This window comes from Xanthobacter sp. DMC47 (assembly GCF_056313845.1).
The window spans coordinates 1,091,128-1,115,644 of record NZ_JBQUZM010000004.1 but is presented as its reverse complement, the minus strand read 5'-3'; the positions used below and the strand labels follow the sequence as shown (position 1 = coordinate 1,115,644).

20 protein-coding genes and 2 pseudogenes are annotated in these 24,517 nt (G+C 63.8%); 12 read left to right on the top strand and 10 right to left on the bottom strand.

What is annotated here, in order from left to right:
• Positions 1-20: 20 nt before the first annotated feature.
• From ACT54R_RS16995 to ACT54R_RS16980, 4 genes are all read right to left on the bottom strand, one after another.
• Positions 21-1,757: a DUF262 domain-containing protein gene (locus ACT54R_RS16995; protein ID WP_476328210.1), complete on the bottom strand. Its 1,737-nt coding sequence runs from the start codon at positions 1,755-1,757 to the stop codon at positions 21-23.
• Between the two features lie 270 nt (positions 1,758-2,027).
• Positions 2,028-4,496, bottom strand: coding sequence for an AAA family ATPase (locus ACT54R_RS16990; RefSeq protein WP_476328209.1), 2,469 nt, complete (start codon positions 4,494-4,496; stop codon positions 2,028-2,030).
• Positions 4,493-4,753 (bottom strand): hypothetical protein, encoded by a 261-nt coding sequence (locus ACT54R_RS16985; RefSeq protein ID WP_476328207.1) that lies wholly within the window; start codon positions 4,751-4,753, stop codon positions 4,493-4,495. The genes ACT54R_RS16990 and ACT54R_RS16985 overlap by 4 nt, the downstream gene beginning before the upstream one ends.
• 347 nt (positions 4,754-5,100) lie before the next feature.
• Complete coding sequence (locus ACT54R_RS16980; protein WP_476328205.1) at positions 5,101-5,703, bottom strand: hypothetical protein; 603 nt, start codon at positions 5,701-5,703, stop codon at positions 5,101-5,103.
• 100 nt (positions 5,704-5,803) lie between these two features.
• Here ACT54R_RS16980 and ACT54R_RS16975 point away from each other — a divergent pair.
• Positions 5,804-5,989: pseudogene (locus ACT54R_RS16975) on the top strand (SDR family oxidoreductase); the annotation flags it as partial.
• Between the two features lie 435 nt (positions 5,990-6,424).
• Here ACT54R_RS16975 and ACT54R_RS16970 read toward each other — a convergent pair.
• Positions 6,425-6,814: a hypothetical protein gene (locus ACT54R_RS16970; RefSeq protein WP_476328203.1), complete on the bottom strand. Its 390-nt coding sequence runs from the start codon at positions 6,812-6,814 to the stop codon at positions 6,425-6,427.
• Between the two features lie 38 nt (positions 6,815-6,852).
• Positions 6,853-8,334, bottom strand: coding sequence for a hypothetical protein (locus tag ACT54R_RS16965; RefSeq protein ID WP_476328201.1), 1,482 nt, complete (start codon positions 8,332-8,334; stop codon positions 6,853-6,855).
• An 86-nt stretch (positions 8,335-8,420) separates the two neighbouring features.
• Between ACT54R_RS16965 and ACT54R_RS16960 the strand changes: the two genes are divergently transcribed.
• The 3 genes and pseudogenes from ACT54R_RS16960 (at position 8,421) to ACT54R_RS16950 (ending at position 11,026) form a co-directional block, all read left to right on the top strand.
• Positions 8,421-8,792 (top strand): helix-turn-helix domain-containing protein, encoded by a 372-nt coding sequence (locus ACT54R_RS16960; RefSeq protein ID WP_394029566.1) that lies wholly within the window; start codon positions 8,421-8,423, stop codon positions 8,790-8,792.
• Positions 8,793-9,437: 645 nt separating this feature from the next.
• A pseudogene (locus ACT54R_RS16955) lies at positions 9,438-9,593 on the top strand (BrnA antitoxin family protein); the annotation flags it as partial.
• 269 nt (positions 9,594-9,862) lie between these two features.
• Positions 9,863-11,026, top strand: a complete 1,164-nt coding sequence (locus ACT54R_RS16950; RefSeq protein ID WP_476328199.1) for a winged helix-turn-helix transcriptional regulator — start codon at positions 9,863-9,865, stop codon at positions 11,024-11,026.
• Here ACT54R_RS16950 and ACT54R_RS16945 read toward each other — a convergent pair.
• Complete coding sequence (locus ACT54R_RS16945; RefSeq protein WP_476328197.1) at positions 11,016-12,257, bottom strand: ABC transporter substrate-binding protein; 1,242 nt, start codon at positions 12,255-12,257, stop codon at positions 11,016-11,018. The two genes, ACT54R_RS16950 and ACT54R_RS16945, sit on opposite strands and share 11 nt — an antisense overlap.
• Positions 12,258-12,605: 348 nt before the next feature.
• On the opposite strand from ACT54R_RS16945, the gene ACT54R_RS16940 reads away from it, so the two are divergent.
• From ACT54R_RS16940 to ACT54R_RS16920, 5 genes are read left to right on the top strand one after another with little or no spacing between them, the layout of a single operon-like run.
• Entirely contained in the window at positions 12,606-13,073 is a 468-nt protein-coding gene (locus ACT54R_RS16940; protein ID WP_476328195.1) for an acyl-CoA thioesterase, read from the top strand.
• Complete coding sequence (locus ACT54R_RS16935; protein ID WP_476328193.1) at positions 13,074-13,847, top strand: enoyl-CoA hydratase-related protein; 774 nt, start codon at positions 13,074-13,076, stop codon at positions 13,845-13,847.
• A gap of 26 nt (positions 13,848-13,873) precedes the next feature.
• The gene (locus tag ACT54R_RS16930) at positions 13,874-14,635 is read left to right on the top strand and encodes an N-acyl homoserine lactonase family protein (RefSeq protein ID WP_476328191.1); all 762 of its coding nucleotides are present in this window, start codon (positions 13,874-13,876) and stop codon (positions 14,633-14,635) included.
• A gap of 47 nt (positions 14,636-14,682) precedes the next feature.
• A complete protein-coding gene (locus ACT54R_RS16925) occupies positions 14,683-15,435 on the top strand; it encodes an SDR family NAD(P)-dependent oxidoreductase (RefSeq protein ID WP_476328189.1) in 753 nt (250 codons plus the stop codon).
• A 44-nt stretch (positions 15,436-15,479) separates the two neighbouring features.
• On the top strand, positions 15,480-17,024 hold the full coding sequence (locus tag ACT54R_RS16920) for a class I adenylate-forming enzyme family protein (RefSeq protein ID WP_476328187.1): 1,545 nt from the start codon (positions 15,480-15,482) through the stop codon (positions 17,022-17,024).
• 95 nt (positions 17,025-17,119) lie between these two features.
• On the opposite strand, the gene ACT54R_RS16915 is transcribed toward ACT54R_RS16920, so the two are convergent.
• Genes ACT54R_RS16915 through ACT54R_RS16905 form a run of 3 tightly spaced genes read right to left on the bottom strand, consistent with a single transcriptional unit; the run spans position 17,120 to position 20,867 of the window.
• Positions 17,120-19,504: a xanthine dehydrogenase family protein molybdopterin-binding subunit gene (locus tag ACT54R_RS16915; protein ID WP_476328185.1), complete on the bottom strand. Its 2,385-nt coding sequence runs from the start codon at positions 19,502-19,504 to the stop codon at positions 17,120-17,122.
• Entirely contained in the window at positions 19,501-19,983 is a 483-nt protein-coding gene (locus ACT54R_RS16910) for a (2Fe-2S)-binding protein (RefSeq protein WP_476328183.1), read from the bottom strand. Before ACT54R_RS16910 ends, ACT54R_RS16915 begins: the two co-directional genes overlap by 4 nt.
• Positions 19,983-20,867 (bottom strand): FAD binding domain-containing protein, encoded by an 885-nt coding sequence (locus ACT54R_RS16905; protein ID WP_476328181.1) that lies wholly within the window; start codon positions 20,865-20,867, stop codon positions 19,983-19,985. Before ACT54R_RS16905 ends, ACT54R_RS16910 begins: the two co-directional genes overlap by 1 nt.
• 128 nt (positions 20,868-20,995) lie before the next feature.
• Here ACT54R_RS16905 and ACT54R_RS16900 point away from each other — a divergent pair, with 128 nt between their 5' ends.
• The 3 genes from ACT54R_RS16900 to ACT54R_RS16890 are packed head-to-tail and all read left to right on the top strand — an operon-like array spanning position 20,996 to position 24,441.
• Entirely contained in the window at positions 20,996-22,126 is a 1,131-nt protein-coding gene (locus ACT54R_RS16900; protein WP_476328179.1) for a zinc-dependent alcohol dehydrogenase family protein, read from the top strand.
• A 9-nt stretch (positions 22,127-22,135) separates the two neighbouring features.
• Complete coding sequence (locus ACT54R_RS16895; RefSeq protein ID WP_476328177.1) at positions 22,136-23,626, top strand: NAD-dependent succinate-semialdehyde dehydrogenase; 1,491 nt, start codon at positions 22,136-22,138, stop codon at positions 23,624-23,626.
• A gap of 20 nt (positions 23,627-23,646) precedes the next feature.
• On the top strand, positions 23,647-24,441 hold the full coding sequence (locus tag ACT54R_RS16890) for an SRPBCC family protein (RefSeq protein WP_476328175.1): 795 nt from the start codon (positions 23,647-23,649) through the stop codon (positions 24,439-24,441).
• Positions 24,442-24,517 lie beyond the last annotated feature (76 nt).

Sequence of the window (24,517 nt, the reverse complement as noted above, 5' to 3'; positions counted from 1 at the left end):
ATACCGAAGGGCAGCGTGGGTCATTGGGCTACCCACCATCGTTCGAATGTGTCGTCCAAACGCCAATCTTTTGCCAAGCGCCGCAATAAAATTTCCCGCCGTCCTTCGATGTCTGATGGCATCCATGTCGAATAGGCGCGCACCTCGTTAGTCAGAGTGAACGCGCTTGAATTTCCAGGCGCGAAGTATTGGTTCTTCTTGATATCAAAATCGAAATTTCGGGCCGCCGCATTCTTTCGGAAATTCAGTAGCACGAGATTTCCCAAGGTGTGAAGCAAAGAACTGTGCGTGTCCGGGTCGGAAAACCACTCTGCCCAGTGGGAACTGTCGGGCAGGGTCTGTGGGCAGACGTGTTCGACCGAGATCGTCGGATAATCGTAGGTTGCAGATCCGTCGGTTGACGCTTGTTCCAGCCGCAACAAGATCGGTTTCACTACCCGCGTTGCGAGATACACATCACCGTTTAGGGCGTTGAACATGGCGAAAGCTTCCGCTTGCGTGAGGGTGAAACCTGTCGAGCGGTCCCTCACGCTGACTCTGGGCTTTAGCTCCGAAAGTGGTTCCAACGCGTCCAGCACGTCCGCATATCGCGACATACGCGCATTCACGTCCGCTCGAACCATAAAGAGGTAATAGGCCAACCTCTCAAGCTGGAACACGATGTCAGGCACGTCATCGCGCTTGCCCTCATTGCTCTGCCTCAGACAGAGCAGGAGCGGTGGAAGCCAGTCCTTGTTGTCTAGCCTATCCAGGGATCGGACAAGGTCGGCCATCTTTGGTCCGAACCGCTTTCTGAGTTCAGTGTCATTCTGCGACAACGTGAAAGCGTCGGCATAGGGTTCGAGGACCTTATCGACAAACCCTACGGGGTCCCTGCGGAAGATCGGCACCTGCTCAGGGAACCCGTTCTCAAGCGCAGATCGCGGTTTGTCGCGCTCGAAGATCATCCGAATGTGGGTGAACAGATCGCCGAACTTTCCGCGTTCCAGAGCAACCTCGATATCCTCCCACCTCTGGGAAAGGTCGCGTTCTTTCAACTCGCCTGCGCGTTCAAGAAGGTCGGCCTTGAGGATGTCGGTCGCTGACAGGTCCATCCCTCGGGCGTTGAGCACTGTGAAGATGCGCCGGGCGGCGGTTTGGGTCGGGACCTCCACAACTACTAGGTAACAGCACTGCAAGAGAAAACGCAGAAGCTCGCTCCTTTTGTCCTCGCCCATCTCCACTAGTTTCGCACGAATGGTCGTGGCGTTCTCGATGATCCGAGCCTTCGCCCCGGACTGGCCATCGGTCAACGGAAGACTTTCGGTCGCCCCCCGCGTCTGAATGTGCTTCTCGAAGAAGGCTTGGTCTTTCTGCCTCAGTTGAAGCCGCAACGCCTCGGGGATGCCTTCGTCCTCGTTGGCGACCTGCTTGATATAGGTCTCGCGGCTGGCCTGTTTCACGGGATCTTCCGTCAGGTCGCGTATCAGGCTGAAGAGGATAGTCAGCGTCGTCAGGCGTTGTTGTCCGTCCACGACGCGCGAGTCCGGACTGCCATGCGTTTTGACGAGAACAATGCTTCCCAGGAAATAGAACCCGTCCGACCGTGACTCCGGGCCCATCGCATCGGAAAGGTCGGTTAGCAATTCCTCGACTTGGGTGGTCTCCCACGCATAGGGGCGCTGATACGCCGGGATCGTGAACGAGTAGTCCTTCGAAAACACCTCCGCAACTTTCTTGTGGGCGGCTTCAATGCGAAGTTGGGCGACATCCTGCACGATCAATCCTTCAGGTTCCGGTTTATGCGCTGGGCAAGTTTAGGGCTCTGCACAATAAACACCATCCGTCCAAGTTGTTACCACCGGGAATCTCTACCGTCGTAGTCTGGGCGGCCATACGCTCCCTTCTCTTTACCACCCCCATCCGGTCATCGCCGCGGGACATGCCCTTCTCCAACGCAACGGAGTAATAGGGGGCCGGTTGCTGACCGACCGCTTTCTGATGGCCGCTTAATCTAAGCGGCGTCCGTGAGGTGCACCTAACGGCGGCTAGGCGGCCGCATCCTTAGGCTTGGACTTCAAGTTCAAATTGACCTTCGCGCAGCCGCAGCGCGCTGCTTCCTTGGTCTTGCCAGTCTGCACGACGTAGATCATGTCGCCGCAAGCAGGACACTCGAACTCGCGCTCCAACAGTTTAAAGGCGGCCACCACCGGCTCAAAATCCTGTCGCTGGAGGTTGGCCCATTCGTTGAAATGGACGGCTGGGTTGATTTCCCATTGCTCGCTTTGCGACTGGGTCACGGCAGCGGTGAAGGCCGTATGACAGCCGTTGATCTCTTCAACGCGGGCTTTGTCGCCCCAGCTTTGCGCGGTCGTTTTTGCCTTCTTGTAGAGTTCGTTCATCGCGCCGATAGCGGCGGGCAACAGGTCGCCCAGCTCGTACTTGCCATCGCTGCGATACTCGACGCGACCGCCAAGACGTGCGCACCATTCCGCTGCGGCATATTCGAGGTAATGCCGTAGCTGACCGGCGGCGGCGCGTATCTCGTTGTTGGCAACCATTTGATCGACCTCCGCCCATACGTCGGTCTGCTTCCATTCCTGCGGACCGTGATCGACATGCCATTTGCGGAAGGTAATTGCACTCTTGCCCGCGACGAGCTTGCTGCTCTTCATGTGGTTCAACCACACCGGGTCGTGGGTGGTGAGCACAAACTGGGTTTTCGGAAACTTGGTCCTGAGTAGGGTGCAGACTTCGCGCCGGTGCCCGGCATCGACAGACATCAACACGTCGTCCAGCACGGCGAAGGTGAATTGGTCGCCAAGCAGGTGCTTCATCAAGGCGAGGTATAGGCACAGGCCCATGCCGTCCTGATGGCCTTCGCTGTGATAGGCACCAGGCGGAAAAAAACCCTTGCCGTAGAAATCGACTTCGAAGCCGAGCTTGCCGAGCGAGGGCGTTAATTGCGCCTCAAACTTGCTTTCGTCGTCACCATTGATGTCGCGGTAGTAGCTGCGGAACTCCGCCTCCACCTCCTTGTATATTGCCTCGAGCGCCTTGTCAGTGGTCGTGCCATACAACGCGTGCACTCTGGCGGCGGCGTCGGCTTTAACCTTCCCCGCCGCATATTTTGTCATCGCCTGACGCCACGATTCTAAGCGTTCCTGGCCGACGGTCAGGAAATCGCGTGCCGCGTCGCGGTCCGTCGGCTCCGGCAACGCCTCGACGCTCGCGGAGAGCGTGGCGAGATGTTCAAGCGCCGGTTGGACGTCCCCCCAGTCGGTGTCGAGGGCCGTGATCGCGTCATCCAGCGGCAGGAAGTTGCGCAGCACTTCTGCACGACGATCGGCTTCCTTTGCCACCACCGCGAACGGCTCAATTGCGAGCGGGGTAGGCAGGTCGCGAGCATAGACAGCTAACTGCCGCAACATCGGTCGCAACCCTTCCAAGACGACGGCGATGGGCTCTATCAATTCCTCGACTCGTTTGCGTTCGACCGCCGCCGCTTTCAGTCGCTCGCGTTGGGCCTCGACCACGGCGCGAAACTCGGCGGGTTCCCACTCGGTTTCACAGACGGGGCAATGTTCTTCATCGAAAAGAGCAAGGGCAGTGGCAAGCATCCCGTCGCGGGTCAGGTCGGCAAGTTTGGCCTCGTTCTCTTTTAGCGCAATGAGCGCATCAACCACGCCCGACCACGCCGCTTCGGTTTCCGGCGTTTTGATCGCTTCAAGCGAGGCAAGCCCATTGGCAATGTCGGTTTTGGCCTGGACCTTGGGAACCTTAGATCCGGATATGCCACTCTGCGTTTCTAGCCCGTCACGAATGGATGTGGTCGCTTCGAGTTTGGTCAGGGCGGGAAGATCCAATGCCGCCCGTTTGACGTTAACCGCGGCAAGCAAGGTCGGCGCTTTGACCTCGGCTATGCCAAGCGCGCTCATCAAGTGGCTCGCGGCACGGTCGCGCTCGCCTTCCAGAGCATTTAAGTCGCGCGTCGCGGCGTTGGATATCTTCAGCAACAGTTTGCGGGTGGTATCGAGCTTGTCGAGCTGCAACAGCGTTTGCACTTCCTCGGCGCGCACGCCGGGCTCGGCGAGAACATATTTGATGATCTCGCGCCGTGAGAGTGAAAATTCCGGGTGGCGCTGGACATGCTCAAACACCGCCCGGATGGCGGGGTCATCCGGTGTGATCTTCGGAGCCTTGGGCGATTTGACGTTACGGGTGATGGTCGCCTTCTTGCCGAGGCTCTGGATCGACACCTCCAGCGTTACCACCGCTTTCTCGGGATGAGTCCGGCTGTTTACATGGGGGCCGTGTTCTTTAACCGACAGCGCTCCGCGACCCTTGCCGACTAGGCGAGAAATCGTGCCGGTCAGGCCGAATTCGAGAGCGTCAACTATGCCGCTCTTGCCGGTTCCGTTCGGGCCGCACACCGCAAAATTCGCGCTGCCGAGATCAACGGTCAGATCGCGGATGCCCCTGAACTCTTTAATCTTGATGCGCTCAACAGTGATCATGATTCGTCGCCGAAAATGGCCCGACGCAATGACGCTTCATTGACTGTATCGCCATCGAGCAAGACGGATTTCAGACGCGTGGCCACTTCAGACAGCCCTTCGTCTTCCCCAACCGCCGCAATGAACGTCGACAGCACGCGGTCGGCGATCGATCGTTCGGGCTTCTGCTGTGAATCCTCATCCATGAGGCAATTCTTCACTTTGGCCCCCCCAAACAATTCGAAATTGTGCTGACGCACAAATTCCTGGAACGCCATCCAGTTTGTGAGTCGAGGCAGTTTGACTTTATCTCAGTGACCAAGAGGCGCAATGCCGACATCAGCGAGACAAGTATGTCAAGACCATCTTGTGTTCGTCACCGCTCGCAAAAGGACCCAAGGCGAACGTATCCGAAGCTAACTGTCCGACCGTAGAGTTTATCAGGATGATTTACGGCGGAATCTGGGATCAAGCTGGGCGAGACCGAACGTCCGAGAAGGGAGCGCAAAGCGCACGTCGCTGAAAGGGCAGCCGAGGGGCAACTATGGGGCAACTCTCGCCCTTGCTCGCCCAGAAGGACGCGAGCCTCGGGTGGCTCGGATCAAGGGCGAGCGAGCCTCAGGACTCAGAGGTAGTCCGGATCGATAACGACACTGAGACGACCAGGATCGGCGGGGTTTTGCGCGACAGGACCTCGGCCACTCTTATTGGCTAGGCGCATCCCTTGCCCGTCTGGCAGCGAGTTCGTTTCATCTTCGATTTCGCGCAGATACTGCCGCAGTCGAGGCCAGTGCCGATTTGCTCCGACGCGCGGCCTCCGGATCGCGGGATCCGTAAACACCTCGTCCAGCACGCGTCGCAGAATCGGTCGGAGTTCGAAACGGCCCTTCTCGAGGCTGCGGAACTCCGCATACATCGCCGTCTTGATGGGTTTCGGCGCTAAACTGTCGATATCGGCATCGCTGAGCAGAACTGTTCCGATATCTTCGCCCGGCTCGATATCCAAGAAATCAAGAACGCGTTTTCCCCGTTCTGCATCTTGGGAAAGCCGTTTCTTGAGGTTGTTGAGGGCACTTTCGAACCGCGCCATCGGGCGGTCGCCGTAAGACTCTAACTCCTCGTCGTAAACCTCTTCAAAAGCTTGCTGCAGCTTCCGGAGAGCGTTCGAGTAAGCTTGCGATGCGAGTTTGCCGCCATCGTCGAATTCCCGCATTTCGCTGAATCGCATGCCAGTCCCCATTGCTGCCGACAGAGGCAGCCCCCGTGCACAACTAAAAACTGCAGAGGCTAAGCCGTCAACGGGGTGTCGCTGCTAATCAGTGGCCTGCGTTGTCACGGACATGATGTTGTCCTCAGGGATCGCCGACACGCGGACTGTCGCACACAGCCTGCCACTGAGGCGCATGGGCCATCCGGAAGAAGTTGCTGCGCCCGTTGTGTGGCTGCTGTCTGACGCGGCCAGCTACGTCGTCGGGCACGTCCTCGCCACTGACGGCGGTTTCCTGGCCGGATGAGGCGGCATGTGCAGTCTCCGCAGCAAGGACCACTTCCACAGCATGTGAAGTCGTCGCGGCTCGCGGGGTGGCATCACGGCTTCGTGCTGCCGGCCGACTTGTAATGGCGGCCCGATAGCAGAGCGAAGCCGATGGCGGCCGAACGTGCAACGTGAGCGGCTCGGCCGCGCAACTTGCTGCGTCGGCCTTCAGCGGCCTTCAGATGCGATTTCAGGCCGCGTCACCCTTTTGTTTCAGCTGGCAATCTGGGGCGTGCGGACTAGATGAGCGGAATTGTGCATGGTGACGCCGGTGAAGGGCATCTGAGCCGGCTGGGCGACCGCCCCAATCGGCATCAGGGCGACCGAGAGCAAGGCCGCAGCAAATGCATGCGTATGGCGGGAGACTTTGTCGGCCCCCCTGCTGCCCGTCATGACTGTCCCCCTTAGGTTTCCGTCAGGCCGTTGCAGCGGCGGGCAACTCAATCCCCCAGCGAGACGCGGCGAACTGGGCTTCGAGGCTGTCGGGCTTGGCGAAGACCCAGCCCATATTGAGCAGGTGCTTGCCCGTATACTCATTGCCCTTCAGGCCAAGCCAGACGACCAGCCCGACGTCGACGACGAACAGCAGCGGCATAAGACCCTCGCGCGCGTCGGCGCTCATGGGGATGATGCTGATCAAAATGACGAACACGCGCCAGGCGGCCATGAAAGCGCCGAGGCCATAGAGCTGGCGCAGGAAAAGTGGCAGGCCGAAAACCCCGGAGAACAGCACCAGCACCCAGCTGAAGCCGATCTTCACGGCCTTCAGCTCACCCGTCTTCGGGTTCTTGAACGCGACCTTCATGTGCTCCCCCAATGATGTGTGTGATGTGAAACGGATGCTCAGCGCGCGGCGCGGACAGTCGGCGCAATGACGCCGTCCTTGAACATGAAGCCGGCAGACCCATCGGCGAGGGTGCCTGGCACGAGTTCGGCTTCGGCCTCGCCCTGCGGCTGGACTTTTGTGATGGGCGCCGTCCAGGCCAATGTTGCGCCCGGACCGACCTTCCGGCAGTCGCCCGAGGCCGTGAAGGCTGTGAGCATCTGGCGGCGGGCAGGACCCGGCCGCTGCGACAGGATCGCCGCTATCTGCTGCGGCGTGCGGCAGAACAGTGTGACCTCGATGACCCGGCAAACGCGGCCCTGCAGGCAGTCGTCACCGGCCACAGGTTCCGGCTGCGGCGAAGGGAGCGACGATGCAGGGGCCTGCGGTGTCGGCTGAGGCTGTTGCTCCGTCGCGATGCCCTTGGCCTTCATGAGCCGGCGCTCGACCTCGGCCCGTTCGGTCAATGCTGCGTTCAGCAGCCCTCGGAGCCGAACCCCATCGCTGCCCTTGTCTTCGTATTTCAGGCGGGTTTGGTAGAAGTGGACGGTCCTGTCCAACTCGGTGCGCTGATACTCCAGCCGCTCAATCTCGTCTGCCCGGTCACGTCGAGCACGCCGTAAGGCTTCCTGCGCCTCCTGTTGCCTGCGCTCGGCTTGGCGGGCCTCCTCTTCCGCGCGCGCTCGCTCTTCGCGTGCCTGCTTCTCCTCGGCCTCTTTGCGCGCCGCCCGTTCTGCCAGGGTGGTGGCGGCCTCGTCCTCTGCGGCTGATAGACGGGCGCCATATCTGTCTATGCCGGCGGGGTCGGACTTCGCGGCGAGCAGGAGGCGCCGCATCGATGCGATGGCTCCCGCTGCGTCTTCGAATGTGCCGCCAGAAGCGTCGGTGGGTACTTCGATGCCATGCGCTGCGAGGCGATACAGCTTGGTCATGATGCTGTGAACGCTGAACGCCGCACGTTGCATTCTCGGGTCGGCCATCTCCGATGGGGACACCCATTCACCTGCGAAGCGGGTCCGCATGGACTTTGCGAGGCCTGCAAGTTGATGGTCCATGGACATGCTGTCCGTGAAGGCCATCTGGAACAGCCTCATCTGGGCGCTGCACAGTTGGTCGTTTGATGCCGGCTGGCGCACCAATTCTTCCGGACCTTGCGTCTCCTGTGACTCGGGCGTTCGGTCTATGGCCGTTTGGGCCGGGGTGCGATCCGGAAGGGTTTGACTGCCGACGAACAGGCCGGCGCACGTCCCGCCTGCAGCCTCTAGGACACGGTTGTCGAAACCGTTTCCGCCGGTCGTGGCCATCGCCCGAAGGCCGGACATGAGCAGATAGTTCTGGACCTCGAACGCGTTCAGGCCGTCCGGCAGCAGATATTTCTCCTCGAAGATCCGGTCCTTGTAGCCGAACTCGACGCCGCGCTGGGCCATGGCGGGCGCTGGACCGAGAGCGGCGAGAATGACGGCGGCGAACGTCGCATTATGGAAATTGGCTGAGAGTTTCATGGTTGCGATTGCGCACATAATGGACAACTATTAATATACATTTTGTTCGTAGACGGCACAAGGGGTGCCATGAACATTTTGTTCTCATGGATCTCTTTGCAGCCAATCTTCGAGCCCGTGCCGCGGCGCTCAATCTCTCCAACGCCGAAGCCGCCCGCCGGGCCGGCCTGAACGAGCGCCGCTACTTCCATTATGTGAGCGGGGCGAGGGAGCCGGACTTGGCGACGCTGGTGAAGATATCGAAGGCGCTGGGCACGACGCCCGATGCGCTGCTCGGGGTGAAACGCGAGCCTGAAGACCTGCCCGAGCCGACGGAGCGCTCGAAGTTGATCGACCGCATGGTGTCGGCCGTGAACAATCTGGACGATTACGAACTCGCCATCGCGGTTCAGCAGGTCGAAGTCATCCTGCGTCTGCAGGGCGAGAAGGCGGCTGCGGCCAAGGCCGAGAAAGGCTAGGGGAGGGGGCTTCCGGCCCGGTGCGTTCTCGTGCGCGCGAGGGCAAATTCGCGCAAGATTATTTCAAAAGAGGCATCGAACCACCTCACCTACGCGATTTGTAGGCGTATCTGTAGGCGTGAATTAATTCACAGAAAAAATATTATCTCGTTATCAGTGGCTTAGAATGTTAGTGTGGCGCCCTTCCGCGCACCATAAAATCAAAGACTTACAGCAAATTTCCCTTTCGCTTACATCGCCGTGTAAGCAGCTTGTAAGCGCCGGACCCACAATCTTAAGCCCTTTCCGCCATGGCAACGCCGCCGCCGTTTTGAGTCGGGGCGCTTCGGATTCGCTGCCGCTTCGCACCTTCAGCGTCGATCTGGAGGCAGGCCCGGCCGCTTTGAGCGCGCCTGCATCCGAACAATGCGCCAAGCGACGCCGATGCGAGCCCGCGGCGAGGTGAAGGAGATGACGTAAAGCTCTCGGTCCTACGGCTCATGGTCCGGCAGGCCGACCACGGCAAACTCGCCGCCCGGAGGTGAGGCGCGAGGGTGTCGTCCGTTACCTCGGACGTCATGTGGCCGGGCGGCACCTCATTGAGCACTAAGAAGGCGCGCAGCTCGGGCAGGTGCTTGAAGGGGACAGGGAAGGCGGGGCCGGCCGAAGGCCAAGAACCCGAAGGCGCTGCTATCGTTCCGGATCGACGCCGATGTGGCGGAAGCCTTCCGCAACATCGGGCCAGGATGGCAAGGGCGGATGAATCCTCCCTGCGCAAGGCGGCGGGGCCGAAGTCGGCACAGTCGGCCACCCGATGACTAAGTATCAGAGTGGCATTTTGAAATAAGCTTCTTTCAAATTATGATTTTACACATGCAAGATATTTGATATTTGAATAGTTTTAATTAGTATGGAAAATTACGCTCAAAATTTATCGATTTTATGTCAAATTTATATAACGCTAGCGTCGGGGCGTAAAAAGAAACAGGGCGCGCCCACGGCGCTCACGGTCATATAGATATCCGCGCGACGGGCCGATTCGCTGGTACTATAATTGGACGGAAAAATTGTCACGTGGAGTGCGCGGCCAGATGCGGAACGAGAAGCGTGCGGGCCCCGGAGCGATTGTGAAGACCGCATCCAGGAGCCAGCCGGTGCCTCAGCTGTTTGAACGCAACTGCTCGGTCGGACGCACAATCTCCATCATGTCGGATGCGTGGAGCTTCCTCGTCATCCGCGAGGCGTTCTTCGGCGCGCAGCGGTTTGAACAGTTCCGGACTGCCCTCGGGCTGCCCCGCGGCACGCTTGCGGAACGGCTGAAACGCCTCACCGTGCGCGGCATATTTCGCCAAGTGCACTATTCGGCGAATTCAAGCCGGGCCGAATATCATCTCACGCGCTGTGGAATGGAGTTGTACCCGAGCTTCGTCGCGCTGATCCGCTTTGGGGACCGATGGCTCTCGGGGCCAGAAGGGCCGCCGCTCCGCCTCATCCACGCCACATGCGGCGCGGAGTGCGAGCCTTATGTGGCCTGTTCCCACTGCCTCGGCGAGGTGAAGGCGAACCGCGTGCGTTACCGCGACGGGCCGGGCGCGGGCCGCACCCCGGTGGAGCCGGCGAAGCGGGCGCGGCGGACGGCGGAATCCGCAAGCTTCTCGCGCGGTCGCCCGAGCTCGGTGTCGCGGTCGCTGGAAATCATCGGCGACCGCTGGAGCTTTCTTATCCTGCGCGAGGCGTTCTTCGGCGTGCGGCGCTTCGACCAGATGCAGACCGAACTGCGGATCGCGCCCAATATTCTTACCGAACGGCTCGGCCGGCTGGTCACGCGCGGGGTGTTCGCGCGGGTCAAGTATCAGGATTTGCCCGAGCGCTACGAATATCGGCTCACCGAAATGGGCAAGGACCTCTACGGCGCATTCATCACCATGGGAGCGTGGGGCGACCGATGGTTGTCCGCCGGGGATCCGCCGCTGGTGCTCACGCATCTCGACTGTGGACACGACTTTTCCGCGGTGGTGGTGTGCGACAAGTGCCGCAAGCCCATCGAGGCCCCCGACATGCGCTACCGCCTCAATTACGATCCGGCGCAATATGGCGCGCCTTTGGCCGGCGATCGGATCGTCGATGCGCCGGTGGTGCGCGAGGATGCGCCTGCTCCGGATGCGCCCGGCCAAGACCAGGCGGAAGAGGAAGTGCCCCGGCCGGGGAAGCGGGCGGCCCGACGCCGGGGCCGCCCGGCGTCCGCTACTTCTTGATCAGCGGGCACTGGCTCTGGGACAGCGGGCGGAACGCCTGCTCGCCCGGAATGACCTGTACCAGCTTGTAATAGTCCCACGGGCCTTTCGATTCCGACGGGCTCTTCACTTGGTAAACGTACATGTCGTGGATGAAACGGCCATCGGCGCGGATGTAGCCGTTCTTGGCGAAGAAGTCGTTGACCTTCATCTCGCGCATTTTGGCCATCACCGCCTGAGCCTCATCGGTTCCGGCAGCTTCGACGGCCTTCAGATAATGCATGGTGGAGGAATAGTCTCCCGCATCGCCCATGTGCGGCTTGCGGCCCATGCGCGCCTCAAAGCGCTTGGAGAAGGCGCGGGTCTCATCGTCCCGATCCCAGTAGAAGGCATTGGTGAGCACGAGGCCCTGGGCGTTCTCCAGACCCATGGAATGGATGTCGGTGATCCACACGAGGAGCCCGGCGAGGGACTGCTTGCCGGACTGCGTCAGACCGAAATCGTGCGCGGCCTTCACGGCGTTGATGAAGACGGTGCCGGAGCCGGCAACCGCGATCACGTCCGCGCCCGATCCCTGCGCCTGAAGCATGAAGGAGCCGTGATCGAGGGTATTGATGGGGTAGCGCACGGAGCCCACCACGTTGCCCCCGCCCGCCTTCACGACCGATGCCGTGTCGGCCTCAAGGGCATGGCCGAAGGCGTAGTCGGCGGTCAGGAAGAACCAGTTCTTCTTGCCCTGCTTGATAAGCGCGTTCCCCGTGCCGACGGCCAGCGCATAGGTGTCGTAGGCATAGTGGATCGAGTTTGGCGTGCACATGTCGCCGGTGAGGCGCGAGGAACCCGAGCCGTTGATGATGGCAATGCCGTTCTTCTCCTTCGCCACACCCGCGACACCGATGGCCACGGCCGAATTGATGAGGTTGGCGATCATGTCGACCTTGTCGACGTCGAACCATTCCTTCGCCTTGGCGATGGCGACCTCGGTCTTGTTCTGGTGATCGGCGACAATGACCTCGATGGGTTTGCCGAGGACCTTCCCGCCGAAATCCTCTACGGCCATTTTCACCGCCGTTACGGATCCCTCGCCCGATTCGTGGGAGAACTGCCCCGACATGTCGGTCAGAACGCCGATCTTCACCATGTCGTTGGAGATCTTTCCGGCCGCGGGCGAAGCCGCAGGGGTCTGGGCATGGGCCGGCAGCGACATGGCAAGCGCGGCGCAGATCGTCGCCACGTGTGCAATCCTGGACATCCGTCTTCCTCCTGCGTGATCCGGCGCGCCTTTCCGGCTTAGCGTCCGGCTGGTCTGTCCCTGCACCGACCGTTGTCTTTCATAAATGGATGTTTTGACTGCCGTGCCCCAGTCATTTCATCCTGCACTGCAGTATGAATTGGCGCGAGCTGAAGCAAATGATGTCGAAGGCCGGGCAGTCGGTCCCGTGTCGGTCGGTGCGCCATTGACAACAGCACTTTCAGTCTATTAATGCAAGTTACGAATTGATCAGCGGATCCGATCGTCGTGGCCATCGTCCGCGGCACGACGGGCCGTACAAGAAACGCTGGTGCCCGTCTGCGGGCAGGTCTGGAAGGGAGGCGGCAGGTGAGCGCGCGCGAAACGCCGGACCGGCGGCAGAACTATCGACACTTCCGGGAGATCACGACGCGCTGGATGGACAATGATGTCTACCAGCACGTGAATAACGTGGTTTATTACTCGTTTTTCGACACGGCCGTCGGCCATTACCTCATCGAGACAGGCGCGCTGGACGTTGAGGCCAGTCCCGTCATCGGGCTCGTGGTGGAAACGCGCTGCCAATATTTCTCGTCCCTGTCCTTTCCCTCGAAGGTGCATGCGGGCCTGCGCGTCGGGCGCCTTGGAACCACCAGCGTGCGGTACGAGATCGGCATCTTCCGCGATGCGGACGATGTGGCGGCTGCGCAGGGGCATTTCATCCATGTCTACGTGGACCGCGCCACGAACCGGCCCGTTCCACTCCCGGGCAAGCTGCGCGAAGTTCTTGCCCCCCTCGTGGTCGACGAGGCGGACATCGGGGCCAGGGAGGGCTGAATGGCGGATATCGAAGTCGTCGTCGCGGATCACATCGCCACCGTCACGCTCAATCGTCCGGCGCAGCGAAACGCCATGACGCTCGCCATGTGGCGGGATGTGGCGCGAATATTCTCGGAACTTGGAGCCGACCGAGATGTGCGGGCGATCCTGCTCGCCGGCGCAGGCGCCGACTTCAGCGTCGGGGCGGACATCTCTGAATTCCCCGTGGTGCGCCACACGCTTGAGCAGAGCGTGGATTACGAGGTCGCAGTGGATGCGTCCTCCGACGCCATCGCTGGGGCGGGCAAGCCGACCATCGCCGTGGTTTCCGGCTATTGCCTCGGCGGGGGCTGCCACCTTTCCATGTCCTGCGATTTCCGCATCGCCGCGCCAACCGCGATCTTCGGCATTCCAGCGGCGAAGCTCTCCATCATCTATGGCGTCCGCAGCACCCAGCGCCTGCTTTCCCTCGTCGGGCTCACGCAGGCGAAGCGCATCCTCTACACGGCGGATCGCATCCCCGCCGAGGAGGCGCTGCGCATTGGCTTCGCGGACGAATTGGCCGACGATCCGATGGCGGCGGCCCGCACCCTCGCCGGGCGCATCGCGGCGAATGCGCCGCTCTCGGTCAGTGGCGCGAAGTTCATCCTCGACGGCATCGCCATGGGGGCCGGGGCGCTCGATCTCGATGCTGCCCAGGCGCGCATCGACGGTGCATCCCGCAGCTTCGACTATCAGGAGGGTCGCAACGCCTTCGCCGAGAAGCGCCCGCCGCGCTTCGAGGGGCGGTAAGCGGTCCCGCACGGGAGGAAACAGCAATGAAGATGCACGTGCTTTCCGGCGGCCGTCTCCGGATGAAGCGGCATATCTACCAGCCCGATGCCGACCGCAGCGAGACCATCGAGCTGCCGGTTGCCTCCATCCTTCTGCGCCATGCCCAGGGCAACGTCCTGTTCGACACGGGATGTCACCCGTCCGTGGTTGACGATGCCGAAGCGCGCTGGGGCGGCGTGGCGCGGGCCATGACGCCGATCATGGGGCGTGAGGACAACGTGGTCTCGCAACTCGCCTGCGTGGGCCTCGGGGCCGACGACATCGACGTGGTGGTCTGCTCGCACTTCCATCCCGACCATTGCGGCTGCAACGGGTTTTTTCCCAAGGCGACGGTCGTGGTCCACGCGGCGGAGCTTGCCGCGGCGAAGGCCGAGAATGCGGCTTCGGCGGGCTATCTCCCGGTGGAGTGGGACCAGGGCAATCCCCTCGAGCTGATCGAGGGAGAGAAGGATCTGTTCGGCGATGGGCGCGTCACCCTCATTCCGTTTCCCGGCCACACGCCGGGCCTCACCGGGGCTCTTGTCTCACTCGACCGGGATGGCGCCTTCCTGCTGGCCTCGGACGCGGTAAGCCTGCGCACAAGCCTCGACACGGACGTGGTGCCGAAGAACACCTGGAACGTCGACCTGCACAATCGCTCCATCGCGGAAATCCGCAGGATCGAGGTGGGCGGCGCCACCGTCCTCTGCGGCCATGACGATGCCCAATGGCAGAGCCTCCGGAAGGGGGCAGACGCCTACGCGTAAGGCGCGGCCCCGTTTCCATCCCTCATCTCACGCAAGGCGGATTTTCCATGGATCTCAATCTCAAGGGCAAGGTCGCGCTGGTCACCGGCGGCGCGCGCGACGTGGGGCGCGAGATATCGCTGGCCCTCGCCGCCGAGGGCGCGACCGTCGCGTTGAACTACCGCAATTCGGCCGAAGAGGCGCAGGCCGTCGTCGACGAGATCCGCGCGCTGGGCGGCGAGGCGAAGGCCTACAAGGCAGACGTGGCCGACTTCGCCGCGGTGAAGGGGATGGTCGAGGCCATCGTCACAGATTTCGGCGGCCTGAACATCGTGGTCAACAATGCCGGCCTCGCCATCCGGCAGCGGTTCACCGACTCCACCGAGAGGGAGTGGAAGGCGCAGATCGATACCTGCCTCTATGGCGCCATCCATCTCGCCCACGCGGCCGTCCCGCATCTGGAGAAGGCGGGCGACGGGCGTCTTATCGCCATCGTCGGGGATTCCTCGCGCGTGGGCGAATCCGGCCTCGCCATCGTCGCTGCGGCGCGGGCGGGCACCATCGCCCTCATGAAGTCGCTGGCGCGGGAACTGGGCCGCAGCGGCGTGACGGCAAACACCGTCTCCCTGGGTCTCGTCGAGACCGCTCACGACCGCTCGTGGGTGGAAGCCAATCGCGACAAGCTCACCAAATTCTATCCGCTGCGCCGTCTCGGCCAGCCGGAGGACATTGCGCCCACAGTGGCCCTGCTTGCCTCGCCGAAGGGATCGTGGATCACCGGCCAGGTGATCTCCATCTCCGGCGGCTTCTGCATGGTGTGACGACAGCCGCGCACAAGAACGCGGTCATCAGAGGGGAGGAACGGATGCTCAAGGCGGATCTGATCGCTCCGGTGCCGGAGCTGTTGCGGCGGCATGCCTCGGAGCGCGGCGCGAAGGTCGCGTTCCGCGACGCCCGGCGATCGGTCACATATACCGATCTGGAGCGGCGCACGGCGAACCTTGCCGGACATCTCGCCGGCCTTGGCGTCGGTCCCGGGGATCGCGTCGCGATCCTGCTGCCGAACAGCGTCGCCTGGGTGGAGGCCTGCCTCGCCATCGTCCGGGCCGGGGGCATCGCGGTGCCCATCAGCGCCGAGGCGGCGCCCGGCGAAGTCTCCTACCGTCTGTCGGACGCCGCGTGCCGGATCGTCATCACCACGGCGGCACGCGCGGAGATGGTGGAGGCATTGCGGGCCGAGGCCCCCAGCGTCGCCGGCCTGCTGATGGTCGACGCCGCGGCCGGGGACCTGCGCAGCTTCGAGACGCTGGCGGACCTGCCGTCGGCCGCGCCCCCGCGCGATGCCGCGGATATCGATGCGGCGTCCTTCATCATCTACACCTCGGGGACAACAGGTCGCGCCAAGGGCGTGCTGCTGACCTGTCGCAGCATGCTGTGGGTGACGGCGGCCTGCTGGGGGCCGATCGTGAGGCTGAGCTGCGAGGACAATGTGCTTTCGCCGCTGCCCCTGTTCCATTCCTACGCGCTGAACTTCTCGGTGCTGTCCATCCTCGCCACGGGCGCGAGCGAGTACATCCTGGACAAATACTCGACCCGCGAGGCCATGCGGCTGTTGGAGACCGGCGAGTTCACCGTCTTCCCCGGCGTGCCCACCATGTTCCATTACCTGATGGAGGCGGCGCTGGCGGAGGGACGCAGTTCCCTGCCGGGACTGCGCGTGTGCGTTTCGGCGGGAGCCATCATGCCGGCGACACTCAACACCGCCTTCGAGGGCGCGTTCCGCGTGCCGCTGCTGGATGGCTACGGCATCACCGAGACCTCGACCATGGTGACGATGAATGCGGCCTCGTCCTCGCGCGTCATGGGGTCGTGCGGTCTGCCCCTGCCGGGCGTCGCGCTGCGCATTGTCGATCCCGCGAGCCTGCGCGACCTCGATGCCGGACAGGAGGGCGAACTGATCGTGCGCGGGCCGAACGTGATGCTCGGCTATCATAACAAGCCGGAGGAAACGGCCAAGGCCCTGCGCAACGGCTGGTACCACACCGGCGACCTCGCCCGCGCCGACCGCAACGGCTTCGTCACCATCACCGGTCGGCTCAAGGAGCTCATCATCCGCGGCGGGCAGAACATCGCCCCGGCGGAGATCGAGGAGGTGGTGCTGCTATTCTCCGGCGTGCTCGACTGTGCTGTGGCGGGTGTCGCCCATCCCCAGCTCGGCGAGGTGCCGGCATTGTATGTGGTGCCACGCGACTCCAGCTTCGACGCGGACCTGCTGCTCGATCACTGCCGGCATCACCTTTCGTCCTACAAGGTGCCCCACGTGGTTCATCAGGTGGACGAGATTCCGCGCACGGGCTCCGGCAAGATCATCCGCTTCCGGCTGAAGGAGATGGTGCAGCCGTTGCCCTGACACGGCTGCAACAAACCTTCCCGCGAAGAAACGGGCGCCGGCTCCTCAGGAGCCGGCGCCCGATCCGTTTCCGCCTATTGTCGCCTCAGCCTGCGTCAGCGGGAAGTGGAGCTACGCGCGGCCTGAACCAGACGGAACAAGCGGTCCGGCGTCACCGGCAGCGTGTCGATCTCGATACCGAGCGGCGCGAGCGCATCCGACACCGCATTGGCGATGGCGGCCGGCGCGCCGATGGTGCCGCCTTCGCCCATGCCGCGGAAGCCACCGATGTTGTTCGGCAGTTCCGCCTCCACATGCAGGATCTCGATCTGCGGCATGGTACTGGCGATGGGGACGAGATAGTCAGCGAGGCTAGCGGTGAGCAATTGTCCGCCTTCGTCGTGAACCACTTCCTCCAGCAGCGCGGCACCGATTCCCTGCGCCACGGCGCCGTGCACCTGCCCGTCCACGATCAGCGGATTGATGATGCGTCCGCAATCCTCCGCCACGGCGAAGCGCGTCACCGTGACGGCAAATGTATCGGGGTCCACCTCCACCATGGCGAGGTGGGTGGAGGCGCAGGCCGTGCCGAGATAGGGGTCGTAGCTCTCGGAGGCGACGAGATCCTCCCGCTGCTCATGGGGGATGCGCCCCATCTGCGCATAGACCGCGTGGGCGACCTCCCGGAAAGTCATCGTCGCATTGGAAGAGCGGGCGCGGATGACCCCGCCTTGAGCCTCAAGGTCTTCCACCGGGACCTCCATGAGGAAGGCGGCGGCTTTCAGCACCTTTGCCTTCACCACCCGAGCGGTTTTGGTGGCGGCGCCGCCGCCGAGCACGGCCGAGCGGCTGGCGTAGGTGCCCGTGCCCATGGGCACGAGGGCGCTGTCGCCGTGCTGGATCTCCACGTCTTCCATGCGGCAGCCCAGCTCGTCTGCCACCACCTGGGCCAGAGTCGTCTCCAGCCCCTGTCCATGGGAGGAGATGCCGAACGCGGCTGTAACGGCTCCGGTGGCATCGATGCGGATGGTGGAGGTCTCCGTGCCAGTGTTGATGGGCATGCCGGGCGCGACGGCGATGCGCGAGCCGATGCCTGTCAGCTCCGCATAGCTCGCGAAGCCGATGCCGACCCAGCGGCCCTCTGCCCGTGCCGCATCGCGCTGACGCAGCAGGGCGGGGTAGTCCACCAGACCGCACACGCCTTGCAGGCACTCTTGAAACGCGGAGCGATCCCAGATGATGCCGGAGCCGGTGCGGTAGGGAAATTCCTCGGCTGTCACCAGATTGCGGCGACGGATCTCCGCCGGGTCCATGCTGAGCTTGCGCGCGGCCATGTCCATCAGCCGTTCCATGGCGAAGGTGGAGGAGGGGCGGCCGACGCCCCGATAGGGGCCGGTGGGCGGCTTGGGCGTGAGCACGCCCCGCACCCGGCCGCGATAATGCTCCATGCGGTAAGGGCCGGGCAGGAAGCTCACCACCTGCACCGGCTCCAGCGCGCCGGTCCACGGATAGATCGAGTAGGCGCCGATATCGCCGATCACGTCCGCCCGGAGGCCGAGGAGGCGGCCGTCCGCATCCACCGCCAACTCCGCCTCGATGGTTTCGTCGAAGGCCTGGCTCATGGCGGTGAGGTCCTCCATGCGGTCGGCGACGAACTTCACCGGCCGCTCCAGCTTGCGCGCGAGCACGCAGACCAGCATCTCCTCATGGTTCAGCGAGCCCTTGCCGCCGAAGCTGCCGCCCACGTCGGGCGCGACCACCCGCACCCGATTGCCCGGAAGGTCGAGGCAGGCGCCGAGCACATCGCAGATGATGCCGGGGATATTGGTGGAGGAATGCAGGGTCAGCGCCTGCCGCCGTCGGTCCCACTCGGCGAGGTAGGAGCGGGTTTCCATGGGCATGGGCGTCTTGCGCGTCATGCGGAAGCGGCCCTTCACCACCACTGCCGCGGCGGCGATGGCTGCATCCACGTCGCCGCGGGCGAAGGTGCGGGAGATGATGACGTTGGTGCCGGCCTCGTCATGCAAGAGCGGGGCGTCGTCCACAGCTGCGTCGTCTTTTGAGACGGCGACGGGCAGCGGCTCGTAATCGATGGAGATGAGCTCCAGCGCATCCTCGGCGGCGTAGCGGCTCTCGGCCACCACCGCGACCACGGGCTCACCCACATAGCGCACCTTGCCCTCGGCGAGGGGGCGGAAGGGTGTCGCGTAATAGCCCTTCATGCGGGAGGTGGGGATGGCCGGCTTGAAGTCGGAGACGATATCCCCGGCGTCGAAGATCGCGACCACGCCGGGCACTGCGAAGGCCTCCCCGACATCGATGGACCGGATGCGCGCATGGGGCTGGTCGCTGCGCAGCACCGCCACGTGGAGGAGGCCGGCGGGTGCCATATCGTCCACGTAGCGGCCCGAGCCGGTGAGCAGGCGCGGGTCCTCGGTGCGCTTGATGCGCTGGCCGACCAGCTTGGGGCGCATCTCCACTGAAGCGTCGAAGGCGGTCATGTCAGCGGCCCCCGTTCGCGCGCCAGCTCTCGCACCGCCTCCACGATGTGCTGGTAGCCCGTGCATCGGCAGATGTTGCCGGACAGCGCCTCCCGGATCGCGTCGTCGCTTTCCAGAGTGTGGTGGCGCAGCATATCGGTGATGGTCATCAGGAAGCCCGGCGTGCAGAAGCCGCATTGCAGGCCGTGGTGATCGCGGAACGCCTGCTGCACCCTGCCGAGATCGCCCATCCGGCCCAGCCCTTCCACAGTCTCGATGGTGGCGCCGTCCGCCTGAATGGCGAGGGTGAGGCAGGAGCGGGCGCTGCGCCCGTCCAGGAGGATGGTGCAGGCGCCGCACACCCCGTGCTCGCAGCCCACGTGGGTGCCGGTGAGGCCGAGGTCGTGACGCAGGAAATCGCTCAGCAGCAGGCGCGCGTCCACCGCTCGGGTATGTGTAAGCCCATTGATGGTGAGCGTGATGGTGACTGCATCTTGCATCAGGCTGCGTCCCCGTCCGTCTCGCGGGCGCGACTCCACGCATCGGCAAGCGCGCGACGCGCGAGGGCACCCGAGAGGTGGCGGCGATAGTCGGCGGAGGCGCTGAGATCGGAATTCGGTTCGATAGAGGCTTGCAGGCGGGTCACCGCCTCGTCGAAGGCCGCAAGCGTGCCTTCGCGTCCCTCCAGAGCCGCTTCCACCTCGTTGAACCGGATGGCCGTGTCGGCGATGCCCATCATGGCGATGCGCACATTGCGCATCCGCCCGTCCACCCGCGCCATGAGCACGGCCACGGCTGCCAGCGCATAGTCGCCGTGGCGGCGGGAGAACTCCTGGAAGGCCCAGCCGGTGCCGTCCTCCGGAATGGCGAGATCGACTCCCGTGACCATCTCGTCGGGCTCCAGCGCGGTGGCAAGGGAGCCTGTGAGGAAGTCCCGCGCTGGCATGGCGCGGGCGCCGCGCGGCGAGGCGATATGGATGGTGCCATCGAGCAGCAGCGTCATCATGGGCATCTCGGCGGCAGGGTCGGCGTGGCAGACGCTGCCGCAGAAGGTGCCGCGGTTGCGCACCGTGAGATGCGCCACATGCTTCATGGCGGCGTGGAGCACCGGGATGTGCCGCGCCACCAGCCCGTCCTCCGCCGTCATGCGGTGGCGCACCAGCGCGCCGAGGCGCAGGGCGCCGGCTTCGAGCGTAATGCGGTCGAGGTCGGGGATGCGGTTGATGTCCACCAGAACTGATGGCTTCACGAGGCGAAAATTCATCATGGGCATGAGGCTCTGCCCGCCGGCGAGCACCTTCCCGTCGCCGCCCGCGCCTGCGAGTGCCTCCACTGCATGGGCGATGTTCTCGGCGCGAACATAGTCGAACCGGGCGGGCTTCATCGGCGCATTTCCGGCATATCGGTTTCCGTTCCCTAGTGACTTGCATTATTAGACTATGTTAATCGGTGTCAAGCCGCCCGGGCCAGAGGCGGCAAGCGCGGTCGAGGGACGCAAGGGAGCACCACGCCATGAAGATCAAAGCCGCAGTCCTGCGCAGCATGGGCGCGCAGATGCCTTACGCGCAGAGCCATCCGCTCCATATCGAAGAGGTCGAACTCGATCGACCCGGTCGCGACGAGGTGCTGGTGAAGATCGCGGCGGCGGGCCTCTGCCACTCGGACCTTTCCGTCATCAACGGCAGCCGTCCGAGGCCCATGCCGATGGCCATCGGCCACGAGGCGGCGGGCGTGGTGGTCGAGGCGGGCGACGGAGTGGACGATCTCAAGCCGGGCGATCACGTGGTTATGGTGTTCATGCCCAGTTGCGGCCATTGCCAGCCCTGCTCGCAGGGCCGCCCCGCCCTGTGCGAGCCCGGCGCGGTGGCGAACGGCAAGGGCGAATTGCTGACTGGCGCGATCCGGCTGCACGAGGGCGCGGAGACCATTCATCATCACCTCGGATGCTCCGCCTTCGCCGACCATGCGGTCGTGTCGCGCCGCTCATTGGTCCGGATAGACAAGGATGTCCCCCTCGACGTCGCCGCGCTGTTCGGTTGCGCCGTGCTGACGGGGGTCGGCGCGGTGGTGAACACAGCCCGTGTGCAGGCAGGCGAGACGGTGGCTGTGGTCGGGCTTGGCGGCGTGGGTCTCGCCGCCGTCCTCGGGGCTCTGGCGGCGGGCGCCGCTCGGGTGGTCGCGGTGGACCTGTCGCCGGAAAAGCTGCAACTGGCCAAGGACCTCGGCGCCACCGGCGTCGTGGATGCACGCGCCCCCGATGCCATCGATCAGGTGCGGGCGCTGACGGGCGGCGGCGCGGATTTCGTGTTCGAGTTCGCCGGCTCCGCGCGGGCGCTTGAGAATGCCTACAAGATGACGAAGCGCGGCGGCACCACCGTCACCGCCGGCCTGCCACCGCCGGATGCCGTGCTGCCGGTGAACATCGTGAGCCTCGTCGCGGAAGAGCGCACGGTGAAGGGCAGCTATATCGGCACCTGCGTGCCGGTGCGCGACGTGCCGCGCTACATCGAGCTTTACAAGGCGGGCCGTCTGCCCGTGGACCGCCTGATGAGCGGGCGCATCCCGCTCGAAGAGATCAACGACGGCTTCGATCGTTTGCATGAAGGTTCCGTCGTGCGTCTCGTCGTGGACTTCCAGGGCTGAGAGGGCGCAATGACCGACAAGAATTCCGCCGCGACGGTCGGCCTCGCGGATCCGAGCCTCTTCCGCGAAGCGAACCTTATTGGCGGCGAATGGGTGTCCGCCGCGAGCGGCGCGACCATCGCCGTCACCAATCCGGCGGATGGCACGCTCATCGGCCATGTGCCCGCGCTGTCGCGCTCTGAAGTCGCGCGGGCCATCGGTGTGGCCCACGCCGCGCAGAAGAGCTGGCGGGCTAGGACGGGCAAGGAGCGCGCAGCAGTCCTGCGGCGCCTGTTCGATCTGATGATGGCGAACCAGGACGATCTCGCCCGCATCATGACCGCCGAGCAGGGCAAGCCCTTCGCCGAAGCCAAGGGCGAGATCGCCTATGCGGCCGCCTTCATCGAGTGGTTCGCCGAGGAGGCGAAGCGCGTCTATGGCGACACCATTCCCGCTCCCCTGCCGGGCCGGCGCATCATCGTGCAGAAGGAGCCCATCGGCGTCTTTGCCGCCATCACGCCCTGGAATTTCCCCTCGGCCATGATCACCCGCAAGGCCGGGCCGGGCTGGGCCGCCGGCTGCACCGGGGTGATCCGTCCAGCGAGTGAGACGCCTTTCTCCGCCCTCGCGCTGGGTGTGCTGGCCGAGCGCGCGGGCCTGCCGCCCGGTGTCTGCAACATCATCACCGGCCCCTCTTCCGAGACGGGCAAGGAGCTGTGCGAGAACCCCCTCGTGCGCAAGCTGTCGTTCACCGGGTCCACACGCGTGGGCGCACTGCTCCTCGCCCAGTGCGCGCCGACGGTGAAGAAGACCAGCATGGAGCTGGGCGGCAACGCGCCCTTCATCGTCTTCGACGACGCCGACCTTGATGAGGCGGTCAAGGGCGCCATGGCCTCCAAATATCGCAACACCGGGCAGACCTGCGTGTGCGCCAACCGTTTCCTGGTGCAGGCCGGTGTCTACGACACCTTCGCCTTAAAGCTGGCCGATGCGGTGGGGCGGCTGAAGGTCGGCCCTGGAATGGCGGAGGGCGTCACCCAGGGGCCGCTCATCAATGCTGCCGCCGTCGCAAAAGTGGAGGAACACATCGCCGACGCAGTGGCTAAAGGCGCCCGCATCGTCACCGGTGGACAGCCTCATGCCCTCGGTCACAGCTTCTTCGAGCCGACCGTTCTGGCCGACGTGCCGAAGGATGCACTCATCTTCTCCGAGGAGACATTCGGGCCGGTCGCTCCACTGATCCGGTTCGAGACGGAGGCCGAGGCGATCGCGCTCGCCAACGCCACCGAGTTCGGCCTCGCGGCCTACTTCTACAGCCGGGACGTGGGCCGCATCTTCCGCGTGGCGGAGGCCATCGAGGCGGGCATCGTCGGCATCAACGAGGGGCTCATCTCGACCGAGGTCGCGCCATTTGGCGGCGTGAAGTCGTCAGGGCTCGGCCGTGAGGGCTCGAAATACGGCATCGAGGACTATCTGGAGATCAAATACCTCTGCCTCGGCGGCATCGACACGCCAGCCTGAAGCGGACGGGAGATACGCACATGGACATGAGTGGCGAACAGCGCATTCCGGCCCCCCGCGCGGTGGTCTGGCAGGCTCTCAACGATCCGGAAGTTCTGAAGCTTTGCATCCCGGGCTGCCAGGAACTGATGAAGAGCTCCGACACCCAGATGAGCGCGAAGGTGGTGCTCAAGGTAGGGCCGGTGAGCGCGCGGTTCGAAGGCGCGGTGACACTCTCTGACCTCGATCCGCCGAACAGCTACCGCATCAGCGGCGAAGGCCAGGGCGGCATGGCAGGCTTCGCCAAGGGCGAGGCGTTGGTGCGCCTGGAGGCGGATGGCGACGGGACGATCCTGCGCTACGAGGTCGAGGCCCAGGTCGGCGGCAAGCTCGCCCAGCTCGGCGCACGGCTCATCGACGCGACGGCGAAGCAGATGTCCGGAGCCTTTTTCAAGCGCTTCGCCCAGGAGATCGTCGCGCGCCGGGACGGAGGGCAGGGGGATGCGCCAGCCTCGCCTGCGGTGTCCGGGATGCCGCCCAGCGCAAAACCCCATGCTATCCCATCGCCAGGCCTCTTTCCCGCCGCGATACCCGGGCCCCAGACAGGGGCAGGCGCAGTCCGTCTCGCTGGCCTCGGCATCGTCGCTGCTGCGCTCGTGGCTTCGGTCTATTTTCTGTCCGGATCCGTGGTCAGCGAGCCAAACGGTCGAATCGGCACCTCTCCCGACTTCGTCGCGGCGGTGATCCTCATCCTGACCGCAAGCCTGGGCTACCTCTTCGGCCGCCTCCAGGGCATTGTGACGACCGTCGTGACCATCAGGCGAGACGCAGAGTGAGCCATGGCAATTGACCATATGCCCGGACGGACGCGAACCTCTTTCATATAGTTATTCGATTTAGTTGAATCCTTTC

What these genes read in the sequence shown, in the direction of transcription:
- ACT54R_RS16990 (WP_476328209.1), bottom strand. Translation starts at nt 4,496, where the DNA reads ATGATCACTGTTGAGCGCATCAAGATTAAAGAGTTCAGGGGCATCCGC.
- ACT54R_RS16985 (WP_476328207.1), bottom strand. Translation starts at nt 4,753, where the DNA reads ATGGCGTTCCAGGAATTTGTGCGTCAGCACAATTTCGAATTGTTTGGG.
- ACT54R_RS16980 (WP_476328205.1), bottom strand. Translation starts at nt 5,703, where the DNA reads ATGCGATTCAGCGAAATGCGGGAATTCGACGATGGCGGCAAACTCGCA.
- ACT54R_RS16970 (WP_476328203.1), bottom strand. Translation starts at nt 6,814, where the DNA reads ATGAAGGTCGCGTTCAAGAACCCGAAGACGGGTGAGCTGAAGGCCGTG.
- ACT54R_RS16965 (WP_476328201.1), bottom strand. Translation starts at nt 8,334, where the DNA reads ATGAAACTCTCAGCCAATTTCCATAATGCGACGTTCGCCGCCGTCATT.
- ACT54R_RS16960 (WP_394029566.1), top strand. Translation starts at nt 8,421, where the DNA reads ATGGATCTCTTTGCAGCCAATCTTCGAGCCCGTGCCGCGGCGCTCAAT.
- ACT54R_RS16950 (WP_476328199.1), top strand. Translation starts at nt 9,863, where the DNA reads ATGCGGAACGAGAAGCGTGCGGGCCCCGGAGCGATTGTGAAGACCGCA.
- ACT54R_RS16945 (WP_476328197.1), bottom strand. Translation starts at nt 12,257, where the DNA reads ATGTCCAGGATTGCACACGTGGCGACGATCTGCGCCGCGCTTGCCATG.
- ACT54R_RS16935 (WP_476328193.1), top strand. Translation starts at nt 13,074, where the DNA reads ATGGCGGATATCGAAGTCGTCGTCGCGGATCACATCGCCACCGTCACG.
- ACT54R_RS16930 (WP_476328191.1), top strand. Translation starts at nt 13,874, where the DNA reads ATGAAGATGCACGTGCTTTCCGGCGGCCGTCTCCGGATGAAGCGGCAT.
- ACT54R_RS16925 (WP_476328189.1), top strand. Translation starts at nt 14,683, where the DNA reads ATGGATCTCAATCTCAAGGGCAAGGTCGCGCTGGTCACCGGCGGCGCG.
- ACT54R_RS16920 (WP_476328187.1), top strand. Translation starts at nt 15,480, where the DNA reads ATGCTCAAGGCGGATCTGATCGCTCCGGTGCCGGAGCTGTTGCGGCGG.
- ACT54R_RS16915 (WP_476328185.1), bottom strand. Translation starts at nt 19,504, where the DNA reads ATGACCGCCTTCGACGCTTCAGTGGAGATGCGCCCCAAGCTGGTCGGC.
- ACT54R_RS16910 (WP_476328183.1), bottom strand. Translation starts at nt 19,983, where the DNA reads ATGCAAGATGCAGTCACCATCACGCTCACCATCAATGGGCTTACACAT.
- ACT54R_RS16905 (WP_476328181.1), bottom strand. Translation starts at nt 20,867, where the DNA reads ATGAAGCCCGCCCGGTTCGACTATGTTCGCGCCGAGAACATCGCCCAT.
- ACT54R_RS16900 (WP_476328179.1), top strand. Translation starts at nt 20,996, where the DNA reads ATGAAGATCAAAGCCGCAGTCCTGCGCAGCATGGGCGCGCAGATGCCT.
- ACT54R_RS16895 (WP_476328177.1), top strand. Translation starts at nt 22,136, where the DNA reads ATGACCGACAAGAATTCCGCCGCGACGGTCGGCCTCGCGGATCCGAGC.
- ACT54R_RS16890 (WP_476328175.1), top strand. Translation starts at nt 23,647, where the DNA reads ATGGACATGAGTGGCGAACAGCGCATTCCGGCCCCCCGCGCGGTGGTC.